At 71.1% G+C, this 24,020-nt stretch carries 22 protein-coding genes; 13 read left to right on the plus strand and 9 right to left on the minus strand.

Annotated elements, in window-relative coordinates:
- Positions 1-350: 350 nt before the first annotated feature.
- Positions 351-1,154 carry a nuclease-related domain-containing protein gene (locus M2157_RS16635; RefSeq protein WP_280862575.1) on the minus strand — a complete coding sequence of 268 codons (804 nt, stop codon included), beginning with the start codon at positions 1,152-1,154 and terminating at the stop codon, positions 351-353.
- A gap of 120 nt (positions 1,155-1,274) precedes the next feature.
- Here M2157_RS16635 and M2157_RS16640 point away from each other — a divergent pair, with 120 nt between their 5' ends.
- The 7 genes from M2157_RS16640 (at position 1,275) to M2157_RS16670 (ending at position 7,881) form a co-directional block, all read left to right on the plus strand.
- Positions 1,275-1,781, plus strand: coding sequence for a dual specificity protein phosphatase family protein (locus M2157_RS16640; protein ID WP_280862576.1), 507 nt, complete (start codon positions 1,275-1,277; stop codon positions 1,779-1,781).
- A gap of 154 nt (positions 1,782-1,935) precedes the next feature.
- Entirely contained in the window at positions 1,936-2,667 is a 732-nt protein-coding gene (locus tag M2157_RS16645) for a hypothetical protein (RefSeq protein WP_280865622.1), read from the plus strand.
- Positions 2,664-3,899, plus strand: coding sequence for a HAMP domain-containing sensor histidine kinase (locus tag M2157_RS16650; RefSeq protein ID WP_280862578.1), 1,236 nt, complete (start codon positions 2,664-2,666; stop codon positions 3,897-3,899). Before M2157_RS16645 ends, M2157_RS16650 begins: the two co-directional genes overlap by 4 nt.
- 107 nt (positions 3,900-4,006) lie before the next feature.
- Positions 4,007-4,432: an SH3 domain-containing protein gene (locus M2157_RS16655; RefSeq protein ID WP_280865623.1), complete on the plus strand. Its 426-nt coding sequence runs from the start codon at positions 4,007-4,009 to the stop codon at positions 4,430-4,432.
- A gap of 51 nt (positions 4,433-4,483) precedes the next feature.
- Positions 4,484-5,845: an FtsW/RodA/SpoVE family cell cycle protein gene (locus tag M2157_RS16660; protein ID WP_280862580.1), complete on the plus strand. Its 1,362-nt coding sequence runs from the start codon at positions 4,484-4,486 to the stop codon at positions 5,843-5,845.
- A 17-nt stretch (positions 5,846-5,862) separates the two neighbouring features.
- Positions 5,863-7,326, plus strand: a complete 1,464-nt coding sequence (locus M2157_RS16665; RefSeq protein WP_280863786.1) for a penicillin-binding transpeptidase domain-containing protein — start codon at positions 5,863-5,865, stop codon at positions 7,324-7,326.
- Positions 7,327-7,371: 45 nt separating this feature from the next.
- Entirely contained in the window at positions 7,372-7,881 is a 510-nt protein-coding gene (locus tag M2157_RS16670; protein WP_280862581.1) for a DUF3291 domain-containing protein, read from the plus strand.
- On the opposite strand, the gene M2157_RS16675 is transcribed toward M2157_RS16670, so the two are convergent.
- Complete coding sequence (locus M2157_RS16675) at positions 7,878-8,984, minus strand: ferritin-like domain-containing protein (protein WP_280865624.1); 1,107 nt, start codon at positions 8,982-8,984, stop codon at positions 7,878-7,880. The two genes, M2157_RS16670 and M2157_RS16675, sit on opposite strands and share 4 nt — an antisense overlap.
- A gap of 90 nt (positions 8,985-9,074) precedes the next feature.
- On the opposite strand from M2157_RS16675, the gene M2157_RS16680 reads away from it, so the two are divergent.
- The 4 genes from M2157_RS16680 (at position 9,075) to M2157_RS16695 (ending at position 12,366) form a co-directional block, all read left to right on the plus strand.
- A complete protein-coding gene (locus tag M2157_RS16680; protein WP_280865625.1) occupies positions 9,075-10,013 on the plus strand; it encodes a diiron oxygenase in 939 nt (312 codons plus the stop codon).
- A gap of 157 nt (positions 10,014-10,170) precedes the next feature.
- Positions 10,171-10,818 (plus strand): TetR/AcrR family transcriptional regulator, encoded by a 648-nt coding sequence (locus M2157_RS16685; RefSeq protein ID WP_280865626.1) that lies wholly within the window; start codon positions 10,171-10,173, stop codon positions 10,816-10,818.
- Complete coding sequence (locus M2157_RS16690) at positions 10,811-11,158, plus strand: hypothetical protein (RefSeq protein WP_280865627.1); 348 nt, start codon at positions 10,811-10,813, stop codon at positions 11,156-11,158. Before M2157_RS16685 ends, M2157_RS16690 begins: the two co-directional genes overlap by 8 nt.
- 101 nt (positions 11,159-11,259) lie before the next feature.
- Entirely contained in the window at positions 11,260-12,366 is a 1,107-nt protein-coding gene (locus M2157_RS16695; protein WP_280865628.1) for an NlpC/P60 family protein, read from the plus strand.
- Here the strand turns inward: M2157_RS16695 and M2157_RS16700 are convergent.
- The 5 genes from M2157_RS16700 to M2157_RS16720 are packed head-to-tail and all read right to left on the minus strand — an operon-like array spanning position 12,339 to position 17,848.
- A complete protein-coding gene (locus tag M2157_RS16700) occupies positions 12,339-13,592 on the minus strand; it encodes a styrene monooxygenase/indole monooxygenase family protein (RefSeq protein WP_280865629.1) in 1,254 nt (417 codons plus the stop codon). The genes M2157_RS16695 and M2157_RS16700 overlap by 28 nt on opposite strands.
- Positions 13,593-13,607: 15 nt before the next feature.
- The gene (locus M2157_RS16705; RefSeq protein WP_280862588.1) at positions 13,608-14,264 is read right to left on the minus strand and encodes an ATP/GTP-binding protein; all 657 of its coding nucleotides are present in this window, start codon (positions 14,262-14,264) and stop codon (positions 13,608-13,610) included.
- On the minus strand, positions 14,245-14,658 hold the full coding sequence (locus M2157_RS16710) for a DUF742 domain-containing protein (protein ID WP_280865630.1): 414 nt from the start codon (positions 14,656-14,658) through the stop codon (positions 14,245-14,247). The genes M2157_RS16705 and M2157_RS16710 overlap by 20 nt, the downstream gene beginning before the upstream one ends.
- On the minus strand, positions 14,655-15,158 hold the full coding sequence (locus M2157_RS16715) for a roadblock/LC7 domain-containing protein (RefSeq protein WP_280862590.1): 504 nt from the start codon (positions 15,156-15,158) through the stop codon (positions 14,655-14,657). The genes M2157_RS16710 and M2157_RS16715 overlap by 4 nt, the downstream gene beginning before the upstream one ends.
- A complete protein-coding gene (locus M2157_RS16720; protein ID WP_280865631.1) occupies positions 15,155-17,848 on the minus strand; it encodes a nitrate- and nitrite sensing domain-containing protein in 2,694 nt (897 codons plus the stop codon). Before M2157_RS16720 ends, M2157_RS16715 begins: the two co-directional genes overlap by 4 nt.
- Before the next feature lie 372 nt (positions 17,849-18,220).
- Between M2157_RS16720 and M2157_RS16725 the strand changes: the two genes are divergently transcribed.
- On the plus strand, positions 18,221-19,009 hold the full coding sequence (locus M2157_RS16725; protein WP_280865632.1) for a protein phosphatase 2C domain-containing protein: 789 nt from the start codon (positions 18,221-18,223) through the stop codon (positions 19,007-19,009).
- Between the two features lie 819 nt (positions 19,010-19,828).
- Here the strand turns inward: M2157_RS16725 and M2157_RS16730 are convergent.
- A complete protein-coding gene (locus tag M2157_RS16730) occupies positions 19,829-20,323 on the minus strand; it encodes a MarR family transcriptional regulator (protein ID WP_280865633.1) in 495 nt (164 codons plus the stop codon).
- Positions 20,324-20,558: 235 nt separating this feature from the next.
- Here M2157_RS16730 and M2157_RS16735 point away from each other — a divergent pair, with 235 nt between their 5' ends.
- Entirely contained in the window at positions 20,559-21,404 is an 846-nt protein-coding gene (locus M2157_RS16735) for a lysozyme (RefSeq protein WP_280862594.1), read from the plus strand.
- Between the two features lie 101 nt (positions 21,405-21,505).
- Here M2157_RS16735 and lon read toward each other — a convergent pair whose 3' ends face one another.
- Positions 21,506-23,920 (minus strand): endopeptidase La, encoded by a 2,415-nt coding sequence (gene lon, locus M2157_RS16740; protein ID WP_280865634.1) that lies wholly within the window; start codon positions 23,918-23,920, stop codon positions 21,506-21,508.
- Positions 23,921-24,020: the final 100 nt, after the last annotated feature.

Below are 24,020 nucleotides of genomic sequence, written 5' to 3' on the forward strand. Positions count from 1 at the left end.
GCGCCCCCAGGGGGTTGCGGTCCCCGCGCCACGACGGACCGATCCCCACCCCCCGCACCACCACGGACCGGTCGCCGTGAGCCACGATGGACGGTTGGCCGCGTACGGCGCGAAGGGGACGGGGTGGGGGGTGTCCGCCGGCAGCGGCCGGCGTCCGTTGCCGAGCACATCTCAAAGCAGCAGCAACCGCCGGACCGAGGACGGATACCCCCCACCCCGGCCCCGACCCACCCACCGAACCCGACGCGCTACACCAGCCCCCACCGAAGCCGAAACGGGCCGCCGCAGGCACCCAGGGGCGCGGGGAACTGCGCAAAAACGCCCGCCCCCACCCAACCCGCACCGTTCCGTCAGACCTTCGTCCACGTGTGCCGGTCCCGGGCCATCGCGTGGAGGGCCTCCACGTCCGCCGGCTTGAGCACTCCGCCCAGGCGGGCGAGGCCTTCGAGGTCCGTGTCCGCGAGGACGCGGACCCCACGGGGCGGAAGGGTGACCGTCACGGCCGCGGGCCCGACGAGGGCGAGGACCGGGTGGACCTCGGCCGTCAGGGCGTAGGAGGCACGGTCGGCGTCGGCGCGGACGCGGCGCAGCAGCGGCTGTGGGTCGCGGCGGCCGAAGGCGACCATCGGGTCGGCGACCGTGACCCGCTGCCTGCGGGCGTACAGCGCGTGCACGGCGAACAGTCCGGCGGGACCGATCACCAGGTGGTGGACGCGGTCGCCGCCGGGCAGCGGGACGGAGTGCAGGGTGTGCCAGCCCGCGCCGTCGAGGCTGTCCAGCGCCTCACCCACGGTCTGTTCCGCCTCCAGCGCGCGCCGACGGGGGTCGCGCCGGATCAGGTGCGGGGAGCCGGGGTCCCGGTCCAGGGCGATGTGGAGGGCCTCGCCGGGCCGGTTGGGCGCGAGGTCGTCGTCCGGGTGGAGGGTGAGCCGGGCCAGTTCGGCGGGCGTCGGCACCGGGGGCGGGCCCACGGCCACCGGGCCGGTCAGGAAGGGCCCGAGGACATCGAGCACATCCTCTCTGCGGTCCTCGCTCAGCAGGTTGATCCGGGCCGCCGCACGGTCGTACCAGGCGATGTTCCTGCCGTCCGTGAGGCAGACGTACAGCCGTTCCTGACCATGGCGCCAGGTCGGTACGACGCGCAGTCCGCTCATGCACCATCACCCCATGGACCATGGGAACAGGCGGGGTGCTGCGCAGGCAAGAAGCCGGATACCTTTGGGGTGAGTTGCCGTGAGTTGCAGGGCTTGGCGCAGGGGCTTGGGGAGGCGCTGTTGCGGACCCGCAGGAAGCAACCCGATGTACCGGCTCCGGACAGAGCGTGGGACGAGATCGTGCCCGGGCTGTGGATGGGCGGGCATGAGTTCCAGGGCATGTCCGGGCAACGGGAGTTCGCCGTCGTACGGGACGAGTTCGAGGTCGTGCAGACGCTGCTGCGGCTGCCGGGCCACGGTCCCGATCCCGGTGTCGAGCACCACGTGTGGCCGATTCCGGACGGCCCGCTGGACGGGACCCAGCTCGCGGGCGTGATGCGTCTGGCGCAGGCCGCGAGCGACGCACTGGACGACGGCCGCAGGGTCCTCGTCCGCTGTTACCACGGTTACAACCGCTCGGGCCTGGTCGTGGCGCACGCCCTGGTCCGCAGGGGGCATACGGCCGACGAGGCGATCCGGCTGATCCGGAGCCGGCGCTCGCCGTGGGCGCTGCACAACGAGCTGTTCGTCGAGTACCTCCGGACCGGCCTTCCGACGGCCCGGCTGCTGGAGGAGCTGACCGAGTAGTGCGGCCCGGAGGCGCCGGAACGCAAAAAGGACTTCCACACGAATAAGGTGGGCCCGCCACACACCCCCGCCACACACCCCCGCCACACACCCCCCGACGCACAACCCCGCCACGCACCCCCGACGCACGCCCCGGCCCGACCCCAGGAGCACAGTGCCACCCGCCCGCCGCGCACCCCGTACGACCCGCGCCGTCGCCGCCGTCGCCCTGCTGCTCGCGGCCGCGTCGGGCTGCGGCGACGCGGGCGACCTGGTGGGCGCGGGCTCGACACCGACCGCGATCAGCCCCGACCGGCTGTGGCCGCAGCTGACGCCCGCCTCCAGCCCGGCGTTCGAGATCGGCGAGGTGGACTCGCAGGTCGTGGCGGGCGTCTCCGTGCCCGGCGACGACATCCGCGAGGTGGACCCGGTCGCGCTCGTACGCGCGGAGATCAAGGAGGACGCCGGCAGCTACGCCGACGCGGGCTACGTCGAGACGGCCCGCCGGATGGCGGACTGCGGGAAGAACGGGGCGGCCGGGAAGAGGTGTCCGGTCCTTCAGCCGTACTACCGCGACCTGACCGGTGACGGGCGCCAGGACCTGACGCTGGGCTTTCGGCAGCTGCCCGGCAATGTCACCGCCGTACGCGTCTACACCGTCGAGAAGCACCGGCTCGTGCGGGTCATGCACTGGGAGGACGCGGTCAGCGGGGTCGAGCTGGCCGGGCGGTCGGTGATCATCCGTTCGCCGTCCGAGGTGGCCGGGTACGAGTACCGGCTCCAGTGGACCTGGGACCCGCAGCAGAAGTCGATGCTCCTCACGCACGACGAGATGCTGCGCACCGGCAGCCGTTCCCTCGGGGAAGCGCAGAGCCCGGCGCCCGGCCCGTCCGCGAGCGCGCGATGAGACTCGCGCTGCCCCGCTGGTCCGGCACGCTGGCCGTGAAGGCCGCCGTCTTCATCACCGTGATGTGCTGCGCCCTCGCCGCGCTGCTCGGAGTCCTCGTGCATGTCTCGGTGACGAACCAGACCGTCGGCGAGGCCCGTGAGCTGGCGCTGAGCAGGCTCAAGGACACGGCCGAGGCGTACGAGGCCGGGGACACGCTGAAGTGGGACGCCGGTGTGGATCCGCCGGACCTGCCGGGCTCGCTGCGGGCGCTGGCGGTGGCCGGGGACCGCGGCACGATGGTCGGCGTGCACCGCGGGCGCCCCGTGATGTGGGCGGCGGGTCCGGTGGACGGGGACCGGGCGCTGGCCGTGGAGGTCGACTACTCGCAGAACGCGCGGACGATCGCGGCGCTCGACCGGGCCATCCTGTGGTCGTCGGCGCTGGCGATCACGGCGACGCTGCTGGTGGGCGCGTTCGCGGTCACCAGGGTGACGAAGCGGCTGCACGCCACCGCTCGGGTGGCCCGGCGGATCAGCGCGGGCGACCTCGACGCGCGGGTCGACGATCCCCGTACGAAGGATCCGTCGCGGCCGCAGGACGAGGTGGCCGCGGTGGCCGCCGCGCTGGACTCCATGGCGGTGTCCCTGCAGGGGAAGCTGCTGAGTGAGCAGCGGTTCACGGCGGATGTGGCGCATGAGCTGCGGACGCCTCTGACCGGGCTGCACGCGGCCGCCGAGTTGCTGCCGCCGGGGCGGCCGACGGAGCTGGTGCGCGATCGGGTGGGGGCGTTGCGGACCCTGACGGAGGATCTGCTGGAGATCTCCCGGCTGGACACCGGGCGCGAGACGGTGGAACTGGACACCGAGCCCTTGGGGGCGTTGGCCGAGCGGGTGGTCCGTGCGTCCGGTACCGATACCGAGGTCGTCGTCGTGCGGGACCTTGCCGTGGAGACGGATCGGCGGCGGCTGGAGCGTGTGCTGGGCAATCTGGTGGCCAACGCGCATCGGCACGGCCGGGGACCGGTGTCCCTGACGGTGGACGGGCCGGTGGTGACCGTTCGGGACCACGGGGACGGGTTTCCGCCGTATCTCATCGAGCACGGGCCGCAGCGGTTCCGTACCGAGGGCGTGTCGAAGGGGCACGGCCTGGGGCTGACCATCGCGGTGGGGCAGGCGGAGGTGCTGGGGGCGCGCCTGTCGTTCTCCAACGCGGTGAACGGCGGGGCGGTCGCGACGCTGTTCCTGCGGTAGACGGCCCTGGGCCGGTTCTCCTATGGCTCAGTGTGAAAGGCGACCCGTGTACGGGGCTCCTAATCTGGCGAATAGTCAGGTTTGCACCCCCATCACGGAGGTCCTCCATGTCCCTGCGCTCCCGTCTCTCCATAGCCGTGGCCGCCGGCGCCCTCGCCGTCACCGCCCTCGCCACGCCCGCCGTCGCCGGTGACGAACCGGACGACCCGCGCGGCGACTGGGGGCAGAACCAGACCCAGAACCAGACCCAGAATCAAAGCCAGAATCAAAGCCAGGGCCAGAACCAGAACCACAACCCCCGCCTGTCCAGAGGCGTCGTGACGGCCAGTTCGCTGGCGCTGCGCAGTGCGCCGAACCGGGGCGGCCAGATCATCCGGTGGGCCGACCGGGGCGAGGTCGTCTCGATCTTCTGCAAGACCAACGGCCAGAACATCCAGGGCAACCGCCAGTGGTACCTCCTCACGGACGGCACCTGGGCCTGGGGTTCGGCCCGTTACATCCGGACCATCGGAACGGCGCCACGCTGGTGCTGACATCCCGCGCACGCTAGGAGACATCACGTCCTATTTGGGTAAGTTCCGGACATGACCAAGGCCGGAACCACCGTGGCCCCCGCGGAGACCTCCGCTCCCTCGGTACGCCTGCCCCGGCGCCGTGGCATCGAACTGGCCCTCATCGTCATCGCCGTCCTGCTGTCGGTGTACGGCTACTGCGCCGTCGGCCTCGCCAAGAACGGCTCCGTGCCGCCCGGCGCCGCCGGTTACGGCGCCGGGCTCGGCGTGCTCGCGCTCATCGCCCACGGAGCGGTGCGCCTGAGGGCGTCGTACGCCGATCCGCTCCTGCTGCCGATCGGCGTACTGCTCAACGGCCTGGGCCTCGTCCTGATCTACCGGCTCGACCTGGAGACGCCCGGGGACCGCGCGGCCCCCACCCAGCTCGTGTGGTCCACGGTCGGGGTGACCTTGTTCATCGTGGTCGTGCTGATGCTGCGCGACCACCGTGTGCTCCAGCGGTACGCCTACGTCTGTGTCGCCGCCGCACTGGTCCTGCTGACCCTCCCGATTCTCTTCCCCTCCGTGAACGGCGCCCGCATCTGGATCCGGGTCGCCGGGTTCTCCATCCAGCCGGGCGAGTTCGCGAAGGTGTTGCTGGCGGTGTTCTTCGCCGCGTATCTCGCGACCAACCGGAACGCGCTGGCGTTCTCGGGCCGGCGGCTGTGGGGGCTGCAGTTGCCCACCGGGCGAGTGCTGGGCCCGCTGCTCACCATCTGGCTGATCAGCGTCGGGGTCCTGGTCCTGGAGCGGGACCTCGGCACCTCGCTGCTGTTCTTCGGACTGTTCGTCGTTCTGCTGTACGTCGCCACCGGACTCACCGGCTGGATCGCGCTGGGACTGCTGCTGGCCACCGTCGGCGCCTTCGCCGTGGGCTGGCTGGAGCCCCATGTGCACATCAGGGTGGAGGACTGGCTGCACCCCTTCGCGTCCATCGAGGCGGGCCAGGGGCCGAACCAGCTCGCGCAGTCCCTTTTCGCCTTCGCGGCGGGCGGGGTCCTCGGCACCGGGCTCGGGCTCGGCCACTCCATCCTGATCGGCTTCGCCGCCAAGTCGGACTTCATCCTGGCGACCGCCGGCGAGGAGCTGGGCCTGGCGGGCCTCGCCGCGATCTTCCTGCTGTACGCCCTGCTGGTGGAGCGCGGCTACCGGGCGGGCCTCGCCCTGCGCGACCCGTTCGGGCGGCTGCTCGCGATCGGACTCGCCTCGATCGTGGCGCTCCAGGTGTTCGTGATCGCGGGCGGGGTCGGCGGACTGATCCCGCTGACCGGCATGGCGATGCCGTTCCTCGCGCAGGGCGGCTCGTCGGTCGTCACCAACTGGGCGATCGTCGCGCTGCTGATCCGGGTGAGCGACTCGGCCCGCGACCAGTACGACGGAAAGGAGATCCCGTGACGACGCGAGGGCCCGGTATGGCCCGTTACATCCGGCACGCCGCCTGTTTCTGCACCCTGCTGCTCCTGGCGCTCCTCGTCAACGCCGCCCGCGTCCAGGTCGTCCAGGCCCGCGCCCACGGCGAGAACCCGGCCAACCGCCGCGAGACCATCGCCCGTTACGGCCGGGAGCGCGGCGACATCCTGGTCGGCGGGCGGCCGGTCACCGGATCCCGGGACACCGGGGAGCAGCTGCGCTACGAACGGACGTACACGGACGGGCCGTTGTACGCGCCGGTGACCGGTTTCGCCTCGCAGGAGTACGGCACGTCCTTGCTGGAGCACACCGAGGACTCGGTCCTCTCCGGCTCGGACCCGCTGCTGACGCCGTTCCCGCTGTGGAACGACCTCACGCGACGACGCAACCCGGGCGGGAACGTCGTCACCACGCTCAACCGGGCCGCACAGAAGGCGGCCTTCCACGGGCTCGGCGGCCGCAAGGGCGCGGTGGCGGCGGTGGAGCCGGCGACGGGCCGCGTGCTCGCGCTGGCGTCCTCCCCTTCGTACGACCCCGCGGCACTGTCCGGGAACGACCCGCGGGTGGGCCGGGCCTGGGCCCGGCTCAACGGGGACGTGGACAAGCCCATGCTCAACCGGGCGGTACGGCAGACCTATCCGCCGGGTTCCACGTTCAAGGTGGTCACCGCGGCGGCCGCGCTGGACGCGGGTGTCATCAAGGACGTGGACGCGCCGACCGACTCGCCGGAGCCGTACACCCTGCCCGGCACCACCACCTCCCTGACCAACGAGTCCGAGGGCTGCGAGGACCTGTCCCTGCGCGAGGCCTTCCGGTGGTCGTGCAACACGGTGTTCGCGAAGCTCGGGGTGAAGGTGGGGGTGCGTGACATGACGGCCACCGCGCGCGCCTTCGGCTTCAACGACCGCTCGCTGCGGATCCCCTTCTCGGTGGCCCGCAGCACCTTCGACCCGACCGTCGACAAGGCTCAGCTGGCCCTGTCGTCGATCGGCCAGTACAACACGCGCGCGACGCCGCTCCAGATGGCGATGGTCTCGGCGGCGGTCGCCAACGGCGGGCAGATCCGCACGCCCTATCTGGTGGAGCGGACCACGACAGACGACGGCGACACGGTGGCGACGGCGGGTTCGCGCCCGGTACGGCAGGCGATGTACCCGGCGACGGCCGCGCGGCTGAAGGAGCTCATGGCCCAGGTCGTCACGGAGGGCACCGGCACGAACGCCGCCATCCCCGGCGCCGTCGTCGGCGGCAAGACCGGCACCGCCCAGCACGGCATCGGCAACGCCGGGACTCCGTACGCCTGGTTCGTGTCGTGGGCGCAGGGTGAGCGGGACATGGAGCCGAAGGTCGCGGTGGCCGTGGTGGTGGAGGACGCGTCGGCCGTCCGGGGGGACATCACCGGGGGCGGGGTGGCGGCGCCGATCGCGCGGGCGGTCATGGAGGCGGTGCTCAACTCCAGGTATTGAGACGGGGGTTGAGTGCCGCCGGACGACCGACCTAACGTTCGGTACATGACTGAAGCCAACGCGTACCAACTCGCCCAGGTGAACATCGGCCGTCTCAAAGCCCCGCTGGACTCCCCGCAGTTGAAGGCCTTCGTCGACAACCTCGATCCCGTGAACGCCGACGCCGACAGCGCCGACGGTTTCGTCTGGCGGCTGGAGGACGAGTCCGGCGACGCGACGGACATCGCCGTCTTCGGCGACGAGTGGCTGATCATCAACATGTCGGTGTGGCGGGACACCAACGCGCTGACGGCGTACATGTACCAGGGCCGGCACCGCGAGATGCTCGCCCGCCGCAGGGAGTTCTTCGAACGGGTCCAGGAGGCGATGGTGGCCCTGTGGTGGGTCCCGGCCGGCCATCGCCCCACGGTCGCCGAGGCGGAGTCCCGCCTGCTGCACCTGCGCACGAACGGGCCCACACCGTACGCGTTCACCCTGCGGACGCCGTTCCCGGCACAGGGGGCGGAGCCGGTCACGGCTCTGGAGATCCCGGACGATCTGGGCTGCCCGGCCTAGGGTGTGGCGCCCGCCTCGATGGCCTCCGTCACCTCGGCGACGCGCTCCCGCTCCTCGGCCGCGAACCGCTCGGCGTCCAGCTTCTCCGCGATCTCCTCGTCCTGTGCCATGAGGAGGTCGAGGTTGGAGTCGCCCATCTCGAACACACCCATGTCGACATAGGCCTGCTGGAGGCGTTTGCCCCACAGGCCGATGTCCTTGACGCAGGGGACGATCCGGGAGAAGAGCAACTGACGGAAGAGGGCGAGGAATTCGGACCGTTCGGCGTATTCCTCGGCCTCCGCCTTCGGGATGCCGAAGTTCTCCAGGACCTCGACGCCGCGCAGGCGGTCACGCATCAGGTAGCAGCCCTCGATGACGAACTCCTCGCGTTCGCGCAGTTCGGCCTCGGAGAGCTGCTTGTAGTAGTCGCGCAGCGCCATGCGGCCGAAGGCCACGTGACGGGCCTCGTCCTGCATGACGTACGCGAGGATCTGCTTGGGGAGGGGCTTGTCGGTGGTGTCGCGGATCATGCCGAAGGCGGCCAGCGCGAGACCCTCGATGAGGACCTGCATGCCGAGGTAGGGCATGTCCCAGCGCGAGTCCCTGAGCGTGTCGCCCAGCAGGGACTGGAGGTTGTCGTTGATCGGGTACAGCATCCCGATCTTCTCGTGCAGGAAGCGGCCGTAGATCTCCGCGTGCCGCGCCTCGTCCATCACCTGGGTCGCCGAGTAGAGCTTGGCGTCGAGGTCGGGGACGGACTCCACGATCCGCGCGGCGCACACCATCGCGCCCTGCTCGCCGTGCAGGAACTGGCTGAACTGCCAGGAGGCGAGGTGCTTGCGGAGCTCTCCCTTGTCCTGGTCGGTGAACTTGTCCCAGTACTTGGTGCCGTAGACGGAGATGGACTCGTCGGGGGTGCCGAGCGGGTCGTACGGGTCGACCTCGATGCTCCAGTCGATGCGCTTCTGCCCGTCCCACTGCTTGTCCTTGCCCTTCTGGTAGAGGGCCAGCAGGCGGTCGCGGCCGTCGTCGTATTCCCAGCTGAACCGGGCCTTGCCCGTCGCCGGTACCTGCCAGTGGGGGTCCCCGGGGTCCGTGGTGTACAGGTCGAAAGTCGGCATGTTCCGCAGGCTGCCCGTTCCTAGACGCCGGGTCAACAAGTCGTGCGCAAGGGATTGACGAGCTTGCTGACAAGCAGTCTCATAAGAGCCATGACGAGTCTGACAGAAGTCGACGCGCTCGAAGGGCTGCGTGACGCGCTCGGTGTGCTCAAGGACCGGGAGCAGGTCGCCGAGCGGCTGCTCGACTCCTCCAGGAAGCACTCCTTCGACCCGGACGAGGAACTGGACTGGGACGCGCCCTTCGAGGAGGGCAAGTGGTTCTGGCCGCCGGAGCTGGTCTCGCTGTACGACACCCCGATGTGGCGGCGGATGAGCGAGGAACAGCGGATCCTGCTCTCGCAGCACGAGGCCGCGGCACTGGCCTCGCTGGGGATCTGGTTCGAGATCATCCTCATGCAGCTGCTGTGCCGTCACATCTACGACAAGGCGGCGACGAGTGCGCATGTGCGGTACGCGCTCACCGAGATCGAGGATGAGTGCCGGCACTCCAAGATGTTCGCGCGGCTGATCTCGCGGGGCGGGACGCCCTGGTATCCGGTGAGCCGGAGCCATCAGCAGCTGGGCCGGCTGTTCAAGACGATCTCCACGACGCCGGGATCCTTCACGGCGACGCTGCTGGGTGAGGAGATCCTCGACTGGATGCAGCGGCTGACGTTCCCGGACGAGCGGGTACAGCCGTTGATCCGCGGGGTGACGCGGATCCATGTGGTGGAGGAGGCGCGGCATGTGCGCTACGCCCGGGAGGAGCTGCGGCGGCAGATGATCTCCGCTCCGCGGTGGTCGCAGGAGTTCACTCGGGTGACGTCCGGGGAGTTCGCGCGGGTGTTCTCCGTGGCGTTCGTGAATCCGGAGGTGTACAGGAATGTGGGCCTCGACCAGCGGGAGGCGTTGGCACAGGTGAAGGCGAGCGGTCATCGGCGTGAGGTCATGCAGACCGGGGCGAAGCGGCTGACGGATTTTCTGGATGACATCGGCGTGCTGCGGGGTGTGGGGCGACGGCTGTGGAGGTCGTCGGGGCTGCTGGCTTGATGGTCAGGTGCGGGCCCGGTGGGGGCTGGTCGCGCAGTTCCCCGCGCCCCTGGGTGGGTGCAGTCATGCATGCCTAGCAGTGCCCACCTCTTGGGGGCGCGGGGAACTGCGCGACCAGCCACAACGCACCCGCGGACGGCCGACTACCCTTCGAGGCATGACCCCATCCGCTCCCGCCTATCGCCGCCTCAGCGTCGAGGAGCGACGCAGCCAGCTTCTCGAAGCCGCCCTCACCCTCTTCGCGCACCGCGCCCCCGAGGACGTCTCCCTCGACGACGTGGCGGAAGCGGCCGGAGTCTCCCGTCCCCTCGTCTACCGGTACTTCCCGGGCGGCAAGCAGCAGCTCTACGAGGCCGCCCTCCGCTCCGCCGCCGATGAGCTGGAGCAGTGCTTCGACGAGCCCCGGGAGGGGCCCCCGCTCATCCGCCTCTCCCGCGCCCTCGACCGCTACCTTGCCTTCGTCGACGAGCACGACGCCGGTTTCAGCGCGCTCCTCCAGGGCGGCAGCGTGGTCGAGACGTCCAGGACCACCGCCATCGTCGACGGCGTACGACGGGCGGCGGCCGAGCACATCCTCCGCCACCTCGGCGTGACCGAACCCGGCCTGCGACTGCGCATGACGGTACGGATGTGGATCACCGCGGTGGAGGCGGCCTCGCTGATCTGGCTCGACGAGGGCAAGCAGCCTCCTGTCGAGGAGCTGCGCGACTGGCTGGTCGAGCAGTTCGTCGCCGTGCTCTCCGTGACCGCGAACCGCGATCCGCAGACCGCCGCGCTGGTCACGGCCCTCGCGGCGGATGGCTGACACTGGTGCGGTGAAGAGCGAAGACACCCCCTTCGAGGGCGGGCCCATGGACGGACGGGTGCTGCCCGTGCTGCTGGGACCCACGGGCCGGCCGCCGAAGACGTACCGCATCCCCGTCCCCGACGCGGCCGGCGGCCCGCCCACCGTGCTGGTCTACCGCCTGGTGCCCAGGGGCCACTCCAGGATGGGGATCCAGAAGGGGTGGAAGTACGCGTACGACCCCGAGGGAAAGATCGGCGGGCTGAAATGGCCCTGGTCCAAGCCCGACAGGCCGAACGACAGGCCGAACGACAGGCTGAACGACGGACCGAACGACGGCCCGGCTGACACCGAAGGGTGACGACGTTGCGCCGAACCGCCCACCCGGCGCGCGAGAACACCGACCCCGCCTGATGCTCACCGTGCGGAACAGAGGGGCTGCTCCGCACCGGAGGTGATGACGTGTCAGGAAGGCTTCTGCGTCTGGTGTGTACGGCGGCGGTGGCGGTCGGCACCGCCCTCGCGCCGCTGCCCGCGACGGCCGTCCCGGAGCCGGAGCCGCGCGAGCGCTCCGTCGCCGATCTGCTGACGGACCTTCAGCGGCTGTACCGGGAGGCCGAGGAGGCCACCGAGAACTACAACGCCACCGAGGAGAAGCTGAAGGAGAAACGCGCGGAGGTCACCCGCCTCGATACCAACCTCTCCAAGACCCGCCTCTCCCTGCACGACAGCCGGGGCGCCGCGGGACGGCTGGCCCGGCAGCAGTACCAGAGCACCACCTCCATCTCGCCGTACGTCCGCCTCCTGCTCGCCCGCGATCCCCAGCGCGCGCTCGACCAGGGCCATGTCATCGGCCGGATGGCGCGCGATCGGGCCGAGACGGTGGGCCGCCTGACCGGCACCGAGCACCGTGCCGACGAACTCGCCCGCAGGGCGCGCAAGGCGCTCGACGACCAGCTCACGCTCGCCGCCCGGCAGAAGCGGCAACGGGACGACGTACAGGAGAAGCTCGCCGACGTGCAGGAACTCCTCGCCTCCCTCACCGCCGAACAGCTCACCAGGCTGGCCGAGTTCGAGGAGAGGGGGGTCGAGAAGGCGCAGGAGGAGCTGACGACCTCCGGCGCCCTCGGCGAGGAGGACCGCAAGCCCACCCGGAAGGGCGAGACGGCCCTGCGGTACGCCCGACGCCAGCTGGGAAAGCCGTACGAATGGGGCGCGGAGGGCCCGAGGACGTACGACTGCTCGGGCCTGACGTCGGAGGCCTGGGCGCACGCCGGCACCCCGATCCCGAGGACCAGCCAGGAGCAGTGGGCCCGGCTCCCGCGGATCCCGCTGGAGAAGCTGCGCCCCGGTGACCTGGTGATCTACTTCCCCAGGGCGACCCACGTGGCGATGTACGCGGGGAGGGGAAAGGTCATCGAGGCCCCGAGAACCGGCGAGCGGATCAAGATCTCCCCGATCGCGTCCCACCCGCTCCTCGGAGCCGTACGTCCGGACAGACGCGACCGGCCACAGACGCCGCGCACCCGCAACGGCGACGATCAGCCGCCCGCGACCGAGGCCAGGTAGGCCCCCGTCTTCTCCGGCTCGTAGAAGAAGTTCTCGAAGTCGGCCGGGTCGTCGAAGCCGTTGGCGAATCGATCCGCCACCGGCTGCAGCTGCCCGGCCGCCCCGATCAGATTCAGGATGTGCTCCGGCGGCGGAGCGAGCATCGCGTTCGTCCACTTGGTGACGTGCTGGGCGGTGGCCCAGTACCGCTCGAACGTCGCCCGCATCCACTCCTCGTCGAACTCCTTCTCCCCTTGGTCGAGAATCGACGCGAGGTAGGAGGCCGCGCACTTGGACGCGGAGTTGGAGCCCTGCCCGGTGATCGGGTCGTTGGCGACGACGACGTCGGCCACGCCCAGAACCAGTCCCCCACCGGGCAGGCGGCCTATCGGATTGCGCACGGTGGGCGCGTAGCGGCCGGCCAGCGTGGCACCGGCGTCGGTGAGTTCGACCTTCGTGGCGCGCGCGTACTCCCAGGGCAGGAACTTCTCCATGAGTTCCAGGGTCAGGGAGAGATGTTCCGCCGGGTCCTTCACGCCGTTGAAGACGTCGAGCGGTCCGCCGGGTATGCCCTCCCAGAAGAGGATGTCGGCGCGCCCGGAGGTCGTGAGCGTCGGCATGACGAAGAGTTCACCGACGCCGGGGACGAGGTTGCAGCGGACGGCCTCGGTCTCCGGGTGCTCCGGGCGCGGGCCCAGGCCGTGGACGTAGGAGACGGCGAGGGCGCGCTGCGGCTCGGCGTACGGGGAGCGCTCCGGGTCCCTCGCGAACATGGAGACCAGCTCGCCCTTGCCGGCCGAGACCAGCACGAGGTCGTACGTTCGGGAGAAGTAGTCGAGGTCGCCGACCGCCGCGCCGTGGATGACGAGCTGACCGCCGCGCTGCGCGAAGGTCTCCATCCAGCCGGCCATCTTGACCCGCTGGTCGACCGACTGCGCGTACCCGTCGAGGCTGCCCAGCCAGTCGATCGCGCGCTGCGAGGGCCCCGGGTCGAACGAGCCGGGAGCCGCCACCGAGACGCCGAGCCCTTCGATCTTCGGGGCCTGGGACTCCCAGAAGTTCAGCTGGAGATCGCGCTCGTGCTGGAGTGCCGTGTGGAACATGCACTGCGTCGACATGACCCGGCCGGAGCGGATCTCGTCCGCCGTCCGGTTGGACATCAGGGTGACCTCGTACCCGTGCGACTGGAGGCCGAGGGCGAGCTGGAGTCCGGACTGGCCGGCTCCGACGACGAGTATCTTCCGCATGCGGGTGCTGTTCTCCTACTCGGGGGTGACGTCCAGTGCGTGGCCGACCAGGGACAGAAGCGTCTCGATCACCGAGATCTTCCGCCGCGCGTCCATGATCATGACAGGTATGTGGGCGGGGATCGTCAACGCCTCCCGCACATCCTCCGGTTCGAAGCGATCACTGCCGTCGAAGTGGTTGACCGCGACGACATAGGGCATCCCACAGCCGTCGAAGTAGTCCAGCGCCGGAAAGCAGTCCTTCAACCGCCTGGTGTCCGCGAGGACCACCGCGCCGATCGCGCCCCGCACCAGGTCGTCCCACATGAACCAGAAGCGCTCCTGGCCCGGCGTGCCGAAGAGGTACAGGACCAGGTCGTCGTCGAGGGTGATGCGGCCGTAGTCCATGGCCACGGTGGTGGAGACCTTCTCCGGGGTGCCGGTGAGGTCGTCGACCTGCTCGCTGGCCTCGGTCATCAGCGCCTCCGTCTGGAGGGGCTCGATCTCCGAGACGGTGCCGACCAGGGTGGTCTTGCCGACGCCGAAGCCGCCGGCCACGACTATCTTCGTGGCGATGGGGGCCCGCGTGCGGTCCGTCTGCCAGGACTTGAGGTTGTCGTCGGTCTCGACATCGACGAACGGGGTGACGCCGTACCCGGGAGAGGCGGCGGCGTCAGAGACGACGGAGTCCACTGAGCACCCTTTCCAGCAGAGCGCGGTCGGGACGGCCCGTACCATGACCGGTACCGGTGCCGTACACACGGATCTTTCCCTGGTCCGCGAGGTCGCTGAGGAGCACGCGGACCACACCGAGCGGCATCTTCAGCAGCGCGGCGATCTCGGCCACCGTGCGCATCCGGCGGCACAGTTCGACGATGGCCCGCAGCTCCGGCATGACCGACCTCAGCGAGCCGTTGGTGAGCTCCTTGCGCTCCTCGGGGGCTTCGAGGGCCGCGGTGCTTGCCACGAACGTCTCCACGAGGAGGACGTGGCCGAAGCGGGTACGGCCGCCGGTGAGCGAGTACGGCCGCACCCGGGCGGCCTTGCGGTCGCCGCCGCGGACCGGGAGCTCGGGCCTGTTCGTCATCGGGCGCTCCCTGTCGCGTCGTTCTCCAGCGACTGACGCAGCTCGCTGCGGAGTTCGGGGGTCAGGACGTGTCCCGCGCGGCCGACGAACAGCGCCATGTGGTACGCCACGACGCTCATGTCGCAGTCGGCGGAGCCGTGCACACCGAGCAGCGAACCGTCGCTGATCGACATCACGAACAGGCTGCCGTCCTCCATCGCGATCATGGTGTGCTTGGTCGCGCCGAAGTCCATGAGCTTCGCGGCGCCGAGGGTGAGGCTGCCGATGCCGGAGACGACGGTCGCGAGGTCGGCGGACGAGCCGCGCGGGCCGGAGGGTTTCTCCACGCGGGCCTCGCGGGCCTCCGCGTTCCGCTCGGCGTCGGAGGAGAGCAGGAGCAGTCCGTCGGAGGAGACGACGGCGACGGACTGGACGCCGGGGACCTCCTCGACGAGGTTGGTCAGCAGGAAGTGGAGATTGCGTGCTTCACGACTCAGTCCGAAGGTACTGGGCGCGGTCAACTGCTTGCCTCCTCGGCTGTGCCCCCCGTGGCTTCTTCGGATGCGGTGCTGTGCGATGCCGGCAGTCTGGTCTCGCCGGTCTGTTCCTGGATCTCCGCTTCCACGTCGCGGTAGCCGGCCTCTGCCCCCCGGCGGAAGCCGCCCAGCCTGCGGCGGAGAGCGTCGGCGTCCACGGAACTGTTCCGTTGGCGGGGCGCCGGGACGGTGGGTGCGGTGATCTTGGGGGTGCGCTTGGGGAGGCCCTTGTCGGTGAGGGGCTCCTCGTCGGCGCGGGTGTGTTCCGTCGCGGCCTCGGTCTCGGCGGCCGTGGGTGCGGGTGCCGGCGGCTCCTCCGGTACGGGGTCCGGCTCCTCCGGTGCCGGTACGGGGGCCAGGAGTTCCATCGTCGTCTCGGCGGGGGACTCCGCCGCCGCGTGGCGTACGGCCTTCTCGGCCAGGTCCACCAGGGGGTCGCCACCCTGCGAACGGCCGCTCAGGACGTTGGAGTTGACCTCCGCGTCGGCGCCGGGGAGGGAGAAGGTGTGCGGCGCGCCGGTGACCGGGCCGGTGCCGGAGGCCGGTACGGCGGACGTGGGCGCGGCGGTGAGCAGGGACTTGGGGAGGACCACCACCGCGGCCACCCCGCCCTGCTTCTGCTCGCGCAGCTGCACCCGGACTCCGTGCCGGTGGGCGAGTCGGGCCACGACGTACAGGCCCAGGCCGAGTCCCTCGTCGCCTTCGTCGTACGACTCGTACGCGGCCTCGGGATCGAACTCGGCGAGGCGGGAGTTGAGGGTGGTCATCCGCTCGGCGGTCATGCCGATGCCCTCGTCCTGCACGGAGAGCATGACCTCGCCGCTCTCCAGGAGCCAGCCGGAGACCTCGACGGGCAGGTCGGGCGGGGAGAACGAGGTGGCGTTCTCCATCAGTTCGGCCAGGAGATGGGAGAGGTCGTCCGCGGCGAAGCCCGCCACATGGGCGTGCGGCGGGAGGGCGGCGATGCGGACGCGCTCGTAGCGCTCGATCTCGCTGACCGCGGCGCGGACGACGTCGACGAGCGGGACGGGCCCGGCGCTCTGCTGCACGTGTTCCGTACCGGCCAGGACGAGGAGGTTCTCGCTGTGGCGGCGCATGACCGTGGCGAAGTGGTCGAGCTTGAAGAGGGTCGCCAGGCGGTCCGGGTCCTGCTCTCGCTCCTCCAGGCTCTCGATGACGGCGAGCTGCCGCTCCACGAGGCCGAGGGTGCGCAGCGCGAGGCTGACGAAGGTGGCGCCGATGGTGGTGCGCAGCCGCTCCAACTGGGCCGCGGAGTCGGCGACTTCGGCCTTGAGCTGCTCGCGCGCGTCCGCCATCTTCTGGCGCTGGCCGACCAGGTGCTTGCGGTCGGACTCCAGGGTGTTGATCCGCTCGGCGAGCGCGACGGCGTGCGCGTGCAGGGCGTTGACGGAGCGGACGACCTGGGCGAACTCGTCGTTGCGGCCGGTGAAGGAGACCGCTTCCTCGGTGGTGGGGTCCTCGGCCCCGGCGAGCCGGGCGGAACCGCGGCGCAGCACGGAGAGGGGGCGGGTGAGGGTGCGGGCCATCGCGGTGGCGATGCCGACGGCCAGCAGCATCAGGGCGCCGAGGATCGCGACGCGCAGCTCCAGCGCGGTGACGTCGTCGTCGCGCAGCTGGGCGAGTTCCTTGACCCGGCGCTCGAAGAGCGCGGACTCGGCGCCGCGCATGAGGTCGACGCGGGCGGAGAGGGCCGCGTCGAGCTTGCCGGTGCCGGTGCCGAGTTCGCCGCCGGAGAGGGTGGGCTGGTCGGTCAGGGAGGCGAGGTACTTGTCGGCGGAGTTGACCTCGGGACCGGTGACCGTGGAGTCGTAACTCGCCTTGGCGGTGGCGGGCGCGGAGTCCTGGAAGTCGGCGAGGGCCGCGTCGGAGCGCAGCCGGGCCTGCTGGGCGGCGGCGCTGAGCGCGTCGCGCTGCTGGGCGTCGGCCTTCGAGGAGACCTTCTTGGTGTTCGTCAGGCCGGTGATCGGGTCGTAGACGCTCTGGGTCGTCGTCGGCACGCTGAGCGCCGCGAGCAGCAGTCCGCGGGTGGCGGCGGCCTGCTGTACTGCGGAGTCCAGCTCGGCGAGGGAGTAGGCGCCGGAGCCCGCGCGGGACGGCATCCTCTCGGCCAGTTCCTCGGCGAGCCGGTGCAGTTCGGTGATGGCGGCGGAGTACGCGTTGTGCGCTTCGAGGGCGGTGCTCTTGCCGGTGAGCGCGGAGCGTCGGACGGCGGCGATGTCGTCGAGGTCGCCGCGCAGGGTCGTGGACAGGCCGGTGTCGGCGCGCAGTTCCTCGACCTGGCGGTCGACGCGGGCGCTCGACTGCTCGCCGGGCGCCTTCGACCTGGGCCGTCCGGCCGCGATGTAGGAGGTGACCTCGTCGCGTTCGTCGGCGAGCGAGTGGGCGAGGTCGAGGGCGTCCTGGGTCTGCTCGGCGAAGGTCACCAAATCCTGGGAGTCGTGGAGTTCCCCGGAGGCGGTGACGAGGGAGGGTGCGCCGGCTCCGGCGACGGCGGCGGCCACGACGGCGACGGCGAGGATCAGCCGGGTGCGGACGTGGGTGGGGCGGCCCTTGCCGACGGGGGTCTCGGGGGCGCCGGGCGTGGCGGGTGTGCGCTCCGCGCCTGTGCCGGAGGCCGTCTGCTTGCCTGTGCGACGAGGCCGCGTCTTCTGCACCGCTGCTCGCATTCCTGAACTCGTGATACCCATGGGCCCGGGGTGACGCTCCGTCAACTGCTGTGCACACCGGGGTACGGTTCCCGACCCTCCCAGCGCCGGTGGGCGGTGGCCGCGCATCGCCTCAGCCGCCACCCGAAGGAGTGAACCCCGTAGGGGAGTTGGCGGGCAAGTTCCTGCGGCACGCGCACGGGCCTTGCACGGCAGGCCGGTTGGACGCCGGCGAAGACCGATGGCAGTATTCGCCGCTACGCCTGCTCGGAGTGAACCATTCCACCCCAAACCTGGCGTCTGACCTGCGCGACTGCGGCAATTCCGCGACCGTTGCCACCCTTTGGCGAAGCATGTGAAGGGCTCGTGCAGACTGGCCGAATGCGTACGGAACTTGTCTCGGAACCCGGTGATGCCAGCCGTCCCAACGAGGACTTCGCGAGTGTCGCTCTACCCGCTTCCGGACGGGGCGGTGTACTGGTCGCCCTCGACGGGGTCACCCCGCCCACCGGCCCGACGGGCTGTCTGCATTCGGTCCCCTGGTTCACGGCCCGTCTCGGCGGGGCGCTGACCGAACTGGCCGTTTCGCTCATGGATGTTCCACTGGCCGAGGTGCTGTCCCGGGCCATCGCGCGCACAGCTGATTCACATGGTGAAGGTTGTGACCTTTCTCACCCGCGTACGCCCCAGGCGACGGTGGTGATCGCGCGGTGGTCCCCGGAGACGGTCGAGTACCTGGTCCTGTCGGACTCGGCGCTGCTCGTGGAGGCACCCGACGGCACGGTCACGGCCGTACTGGACGACCGCCTCTCCCTTCTCCCCCGCACCTCCCTGGCCACGGACGCCCTGATCGACGCCACCCTCCGCAACAAGGAGGGCGGCTTCTTCACGGCGGCGGCCGATCCGTCGGTGGCGGGGCGCGCGGTGTCGGGGGTGCTGCCGCGATCGGCGGTACGCACCCTGGTGGCCCTGACCGACGGGGCGACCCGGTGGGTGGAGAAGTTCAGCGAGGGCGGCTGGGCGGACTGCCTCACCTTCGTCCGCAAGGAGGGAGCGCGGGCGCTGGTGGACCGCGTCCGGCAGCTGGAGCGGGCGGACGCGCAGACCCGGACGTATCTGCGCCGCAGCAAGACCCACGACGACGCGACGGTGGTGTACGCGGAGCTGTGAGGGGCGGGGGCCGGCCGAGCGGCGTGGGAACCCTGGCCGGGTCGGCCGCCGAGGAGGTCCACCGTCGTCACGTCCCCGAGCCGGCCTACCGGGGCGCCGCCGGGCCGGCAGTGGAGGTCGGACGGTCCCCGCCGACGAGACCCGCCACCCCTGACAACGCCCCCGGTCACACCCCTCGCCCAGACCACAGAGACCACTCCGCACAACCCCCGACGACGGTCCCCGCCAACGAGACCCACCGCCCCTGACAACGCCCCCGGTCACACCCCTCGCCCAGACCACAGAGACCACTCCCGCACAGCCCCGGCGCCACCGTCCCCGCCACTGCCGTGGCCACCCGCACCGAGCCCCCGCCACCACCCGCCCAGCGCCGCTCGGATCGCCACCCTCACCACCAACCGGGTGATCGTCCGTCCGGCCCGTTTCCGGTCGACCGCCGGCGACCACCCCGCACGACTGCCGCCACCGACCATGCCCTCGACACCGAAGGCCCGGGCGCGGCCCCATCCGGGTGCCCACCCGCGACGACACAACCGACGGCGGCCTACCCACCGGGCGCTCGTCCAGATGACCCGTTCCCGGTCGACGCCACCGACCACCCCGCACGACTGCCGCCACCGACCATGCCCTCGACCACCGAAGGCCCGGGCGCGGCCCCATCCGGGTGCCCACCCGCGACGACACAACCGACGGCGGCCTACCCACCGGGCGCTCGTCCAGATGACCCGTTCCCGGTCGACGCCACCGACCATCCAGGGCCCGGGGGCGGCCCGATCGGGGGGCCCACCCGCGACGACGCGACCGGCGCCCGGCGGCTGCCTACTTCTCCATGCCCCGGTTCAGCTGGTGCAGCAGCCTCGCCAGTTCGGTGACCTCTTCCGGGTCCCAGTGCGCCAGCCGGCCCGCGTACCGGGCCCGGCGCGCGTCGCGGACCCTCTGTACCCGGGAGCGGCCCTCCTCCGTGAGGTCGACGAGCCAGGCCCGGCCGTCCGCCGGGTCGGGTGCGCGGGCGACGAGGCCCAGGTCCTCCAGGGCGCGCAGCTGGCGGGACATCGTGGCCTTGCCGACGCCGATGTAGCCGGCTAGTTCCGTGGCGCGCTGGCGGCCGCATTCATCCAGACGGACGAGCAGGCCGTAAGCCGCCGACTCCAGGTCGGGGTGGACCTCGCGGGCCATCTCGCCCTGGTTGGCCCGGGCCCGGCGCAGCAGGACGGTCAACTCGCGTTCCAGTGCGAGGAATCCGGGCTGGTTCACACCGCTCGGCGCCACGTCGGCCCCGCCCCGGCTCCCGCCGCCGTTTCCGTCTTCGTGCACGTCAGCCCCTGCCTCGAATGTCCCGGTCGCTAAGGTTTCCGCCAAATTGCGCCGTCACCGCGGCTCCGTAAGTATTTCGCAGGGCTGGACCAACGGCAGCCGCCGGTCCCGCTTCCCACCCTCGTCGTCGTACGCAACGTCTTCGCCGAGCCGCGGCTGGCATGCTCACGCCAGCCCGGCGCGGCCTTCCCGTGTTCCCCCCGACCGAGCATCACCGAGCCCTCGGAGGCACGCCATGCCCGTGCACAGACCCGGACCGATACGTCCCCGACGCCGCTTCCTCGTCGCACTCCTGCTCACCGCGTTCTCCCTGCTCCACCCGGCCGCCGCCTCGGCCGCCGAAGGCCCCGACGCCACCGCCACCGCCACCGCCACCCCGGCCCGCGGCTCCGCCCACATGGGAATGGGCGTCGTAGCGCATGACGGCCAGGGTGATCTGCCCGCCGGCACCCGCGCCTCCCAGGCGGAGGGCGTCGACGTCGCCAGCTACCAGGGCAACGTCTCCTGGTCGACCCTGTGGAACAGCGGGGTGCGCTGGGCGTACACCAAGGCGAGCGAGGGGACGTACTACAGGAATCCCTACTTCAGCCGGCAGTACACCGGCTCCTACGGCGTCGGCATGATCCGCGGCGCCTATCACTTCGCCACCCCGGACACCAGCAGCGGCGCGACGCAGGCCGACTACTTCGTCGACAGCGGCGGCGGCTGGTACCAGGACGGCAGGACCCTGCCCGGCACCCTCGACATCGAGTGGAACCCGTACGGCGCCACCTGCTTCGGCAAGTCGCAGAGCGCGATGGTCAGCTGGATCCGCGACTTCCTGAACCAGTACAAGGCGCGCACCGGCCGCAACGCCGTCATCTACACGGCCACCAACTGGTGGACCCAGTGCACCGGAAACTACGGCGGCTTCTCCGCCAACCCGCTGTGGATCGCCCGGTACGCCTCGACGCCGGGCACCCTCCCGGCCGGCTGGAGCTCGTACACCATGTGGCAGTACACCTCCTCCGGCCCGACGGTCGGCGACCACGACCGGTTCAACGGCGCCCTGGACCGCGTACAGGCGCTCGCCGGCGGCTGACCCGTCCCGGCGTACGGCGAAGGCCCGGGCCTCCCTCACGAGAACCCGGGCCTTCACCTCGTCCGGCAGCCGCGGGCCGAGCCCGCTGAGGGGCTACGGCCTCACGCCGCCACCGGAACCTCCGGCGTGGCCCCGTTCGTCGCCGGGGACAGCGCCAGCTCCAGGACCTGGCGGACGTCGGTGACGGCGTGGACGTCGAGCTTGTCCAGCACCTCCGCCGGGACGTCGTCCAGGTCGGCCTCGTTGCGCTTCGGGATGATGACGGTCGTCACCCCGGCGCGGTGCGCGGCGAGCAGCTTCTGCTTCACGCCGCCGATCGGGAGGACCCGGCCGGTCAGCGAGACCTCACCCGTCATCGCCACGTCCGTGCGGACCAGGCGGCCGGAGAGCAGCGAGGCCAGCGCCGTCGTCATGGTGACGCCCGCGCTCGGGCCGTCCTTCGGGACCGCGCCCGCCGGGAAGTGGATGTGCACGCCCCGGTCCTTCAGGTCGCCGACCGGCAGTTCGAGCTCCGCGCCGCGCGACCGCAGGAAGCTCAACGCGATCTGCGCGCTCTCCTTCATCACGTCACCCAGCTGGCCGGTCAGCGTCAGACCCGCCGCGCCCGTCTCCGGGTCGGCCAGCGACGCCTCGACGAACAGCACGTCTCCGCCCGCTCCGGTGACCGCGAGTCCGGTCGCCACCCCGGGGACCGCCGTACGGCGCTCCGCCGGGTCCTGGGCCGACTCGGGCACGTGGTGCGGCCGGCCGATCAGACCGCGCAGTTCCGCGTCCGTGACGGTGAAGGGAAGCTCCCGCTCGCCCAGTTCGTGCTGGGCGGCCACCTTGCGCAGCAGCCTCGCGATGGACCGCTCGAGGGTACGGACGCCCGCCTCGCGGGTGTACTCGCCGGCGAGCTTGCGCAGCGCGCTCTCGTCGATGACGACCTCGTCCTTGGCGAGTCCCGCCCGCTCCAGCTGGCGCGGGAGCAGGTGGTCACGGGCGATGACGATCTTCTCGTCCTCGGTGTACCCGTCGAGCCGGACCAGCTCCATCCGGTCGAGCAGCGCCTCCGGGATCGCCTCCAGCACGTTGGCCGTGGCGAGGAAGACGACGTCCGACAGATCGAGCTCGACCTCCAGGTAGTGGTCGCGGAAGGTGTGGTTCTGCGCCGGGTCCAGGACCTCGAGCAGGGCCGCCGCCGGGTCGCCGCGGAAGTCGGAGCCCACCTTGTCGATCTCGTCGAGCAGGACCACCGGGTTCATCGACCCGGCCTCCTTGATCGCCCGCACGATCCGGCCGGGCAGCGCGCCGACGTACGTCCGCCGGTGGCCGCGGATCTCCGCCTCGTCCCGTACGCCACCCAGGGCGACGCGGACGAACTTGCGGCCCATGGCGTGGGCCACGGACTCCCCGAGGCTGGTCTTGCCGACACCGGGCGGCCCGACGAGGGCCAGGACCGCACCGCCGCGCCGGCCGCCGACGACACCCAGCCCCCGGTCGCTGCGGCGCTTGCGCACCGCCAGGTACTCGGTGATCCGCTCCTTCACGTCCTCGAGGCCCGCGTGCTCGGCGTCGAGGATCGCCTGGGCGCCCTGGATGTCGTACGCGTCCTCGGTCCGTTCGTTCCACGGCAGTTCGAGGACCGTGTCCAGCCAGGTCCGGATCCAGGAACCCTCCGGGGACTGGTCGCTGGACCGCTCCAGCTTGTCGACCTCCTTGAGGGCGGCCTCCCGCACCTTCTCGGGCAGGTCGGCCGCCTCCACGCGGGCGCGGTAGTCGTCGGACTCCTCGCCCTCCTGCTCGCCGTTGAGCTCGCGCAGTTCCTTGCGTACGGCTTCCAGCTGGCGGCGGAGCAGGAACTCCCGCTGCTGCTTGTCGACGCCCTCCTGGACGTCCTTGGCGATGGTCTCGGCGACGTCCTGCTCGGCGAGGTGGTCGCGGAGCTGCTGGCTGGCGAGCTTGAGGCGGGTGACCGGGTCGGCGGTCTCCAGCAGTTCGACCTTCTGTTCGGTGGTCAGGAAGGGCGAGTAACCGGAGTTGTCGGCGAGGGTGGAGACGTCGTCGATGGCCTGCACCCGGTCGACGACCTGCCAGGCGCCGCGCTTGCGCAGCCAGGCGGTGGCGAGGGCCTTGTACTCCTTGACCAGTTCGGTGACGTGACCGGGCAGCGGGTCGGGGACGGTCTGGTCGACCGTGGTCCCCTCGACCCACAGGGCGGCGCCCGGGCCGGTGGTCCCGGCACCGATCTTCACCCTGCTCCGGCCGCGGATGAGCGCTCCCGGGTCGCCGTCGGCCAGCCGGCCGACCTGCTCGACGGTGCCGAGCACACCGGTGGTCGCGTAGGTGCCGTCGATGCGTGGCACCAGGAGGACCTTCGGTTTTCCGGGTTCCGAGCGGGCGGCGGCCTCGGCGGCCTCCACCGCGGCGCGGACATCGGTGTCGTTCAGGTCCAGCGGAACCACCATTCCGGGCAGCACGACCTCGTCGTCGAGCGGCAGCACGGGCAGGGTGAGCGGTGTGGACGTCGAAGCCATGATCTCCCCTTAGGCAGTCAAGTTGAGCTATGCCGACTCAATGCATAGCCGCCGTCGAATGTTCCCCACCCACTTGCCTGTTCGCTGTCGGCGATCACGG

Origin of the sequence: Streptomyces sp. SAI-127 (assembly GCF_029894425.1) — a bacterium.
Taxonomy (GTDB): domain Bacteria; phylum Actinomycetota; class Actinomycetes; order Streptomycetales; family Streptomycetaceae; genus Streptomyces.

What these genes read in the sequence shown, in the direction of transcription:
- M2157_RS16635 (WP_280862575.1), bottom strand. Translation starts at nt 1,154, where the DNA reads ATGAGCGGACTGCGCGTCGTACCGACCTGGCGCCATGGTCAGGAACGG.
- M2157_RS16650 (WP_280862578.1), top strand. Translation starts at nt 2,664, where the DNA reads ATGAGACTCGCGCTGCCCCGCTGGTCCGGCACGCTGGCCGTGAAGGCC.
- M2157_RS16655 (WP_280865623.1), top strand. Translation starts at nt 4,007, where the DNA reads ATGTCCCTGCGCTCCCGTCTCTCCATAGCCGTGGCCGCCGGCGCCCTC.
- M2157_RS16660 (WP_280862580.1), top strand. Translation starts at nt 4,484, where the DNA reads ATGACCAAGGCCGGAACCACCGTGGCCCCCGCGGAGACCTCCGCTCCC.
- M2157_RS16665 (WP_280863786.1), top strand. Translation starts at nt 5,863, where the DNA reads ATGGCCCGTTACATCCGGCACGCCGCCTGTTTCTGCACCCTGCTGCTC.
- M2157_RS16670 (WP_280862581.1), top strand. Translation starts at nt 7,372, where the DNA reads ATGACTGAAGCCAACGCGTACCAACTCGCCCAGGTGAACATCGGCCGT.
- M2157_RS16675 (WP_280865624.1), bottom strand. Translation starts at nt 8,984, where the DNA reads ATGCCGACTTTCGACCTGTACACCACGGACCCCGGGGACCCCCACTGG.
- M2157_RS16680 (WP_280865625.1), top strand. Translation starts at nt 9,075, where the DNA reads ATGACGAGTCTGACAGAAGTCGACGCGCTCGAAGGGCTGCGTGACGCG.
- M2157_RS16685 (WP_280865626.1), top strand. Translation starts at nt 10,171, where the DNA reads ATGACCCCATCCGCTCCCGCCTATCGCCGCCTCAGCGTCGAGGAGCGA.
- M2157_RS16690 (WP_280865627.1), top strand. Translation starts at nt 10,811, where the DNA reads ATGGCTGACACTGGTGCGGTGAAGAGCGAAGACACCCCCTTCGAGGGC.
- M2157_RS16700 (WP_280865629.1), bottom strand. Translation starts at nt 13,592, where the DNA reads ATGCGGAAGATACTCGTCGTCGGAGCCGGCCAGTCCGGACTCCAGCTC.
- M2157_RS16710 (WP_280865630.1), bottom strand. Translation starts at nt 14,658, where the DNA reads ATGACGAACAGGCCCGAGCTCCCGGTCCGCGGCGGCGACCGCAAGGCC.
- M2157_RS16725 (WP_280865632.1), top strand. Translation starts at nt 18,221, where the DNA reads ATGCGTACGGAACTTGTCTCGGAACCCGGTGATGCCAGCCGTCCCAAC.
- M2157_RS16735 (WP_280862594.1), top strand. Translation starts at nt 20,559, where the DNA reads ATGCCCGTGCACAGACCCGGACCGATACGTCCCCGACGCCGCTTCCTC.
- lon (WP_280865634.1), bottom strand. Translation starts at nt 23,920, where the DNA reads ATGGCTTCGACGTCCACACCGCTCACCCTGCCCGTGCTGCCGCTCGAC.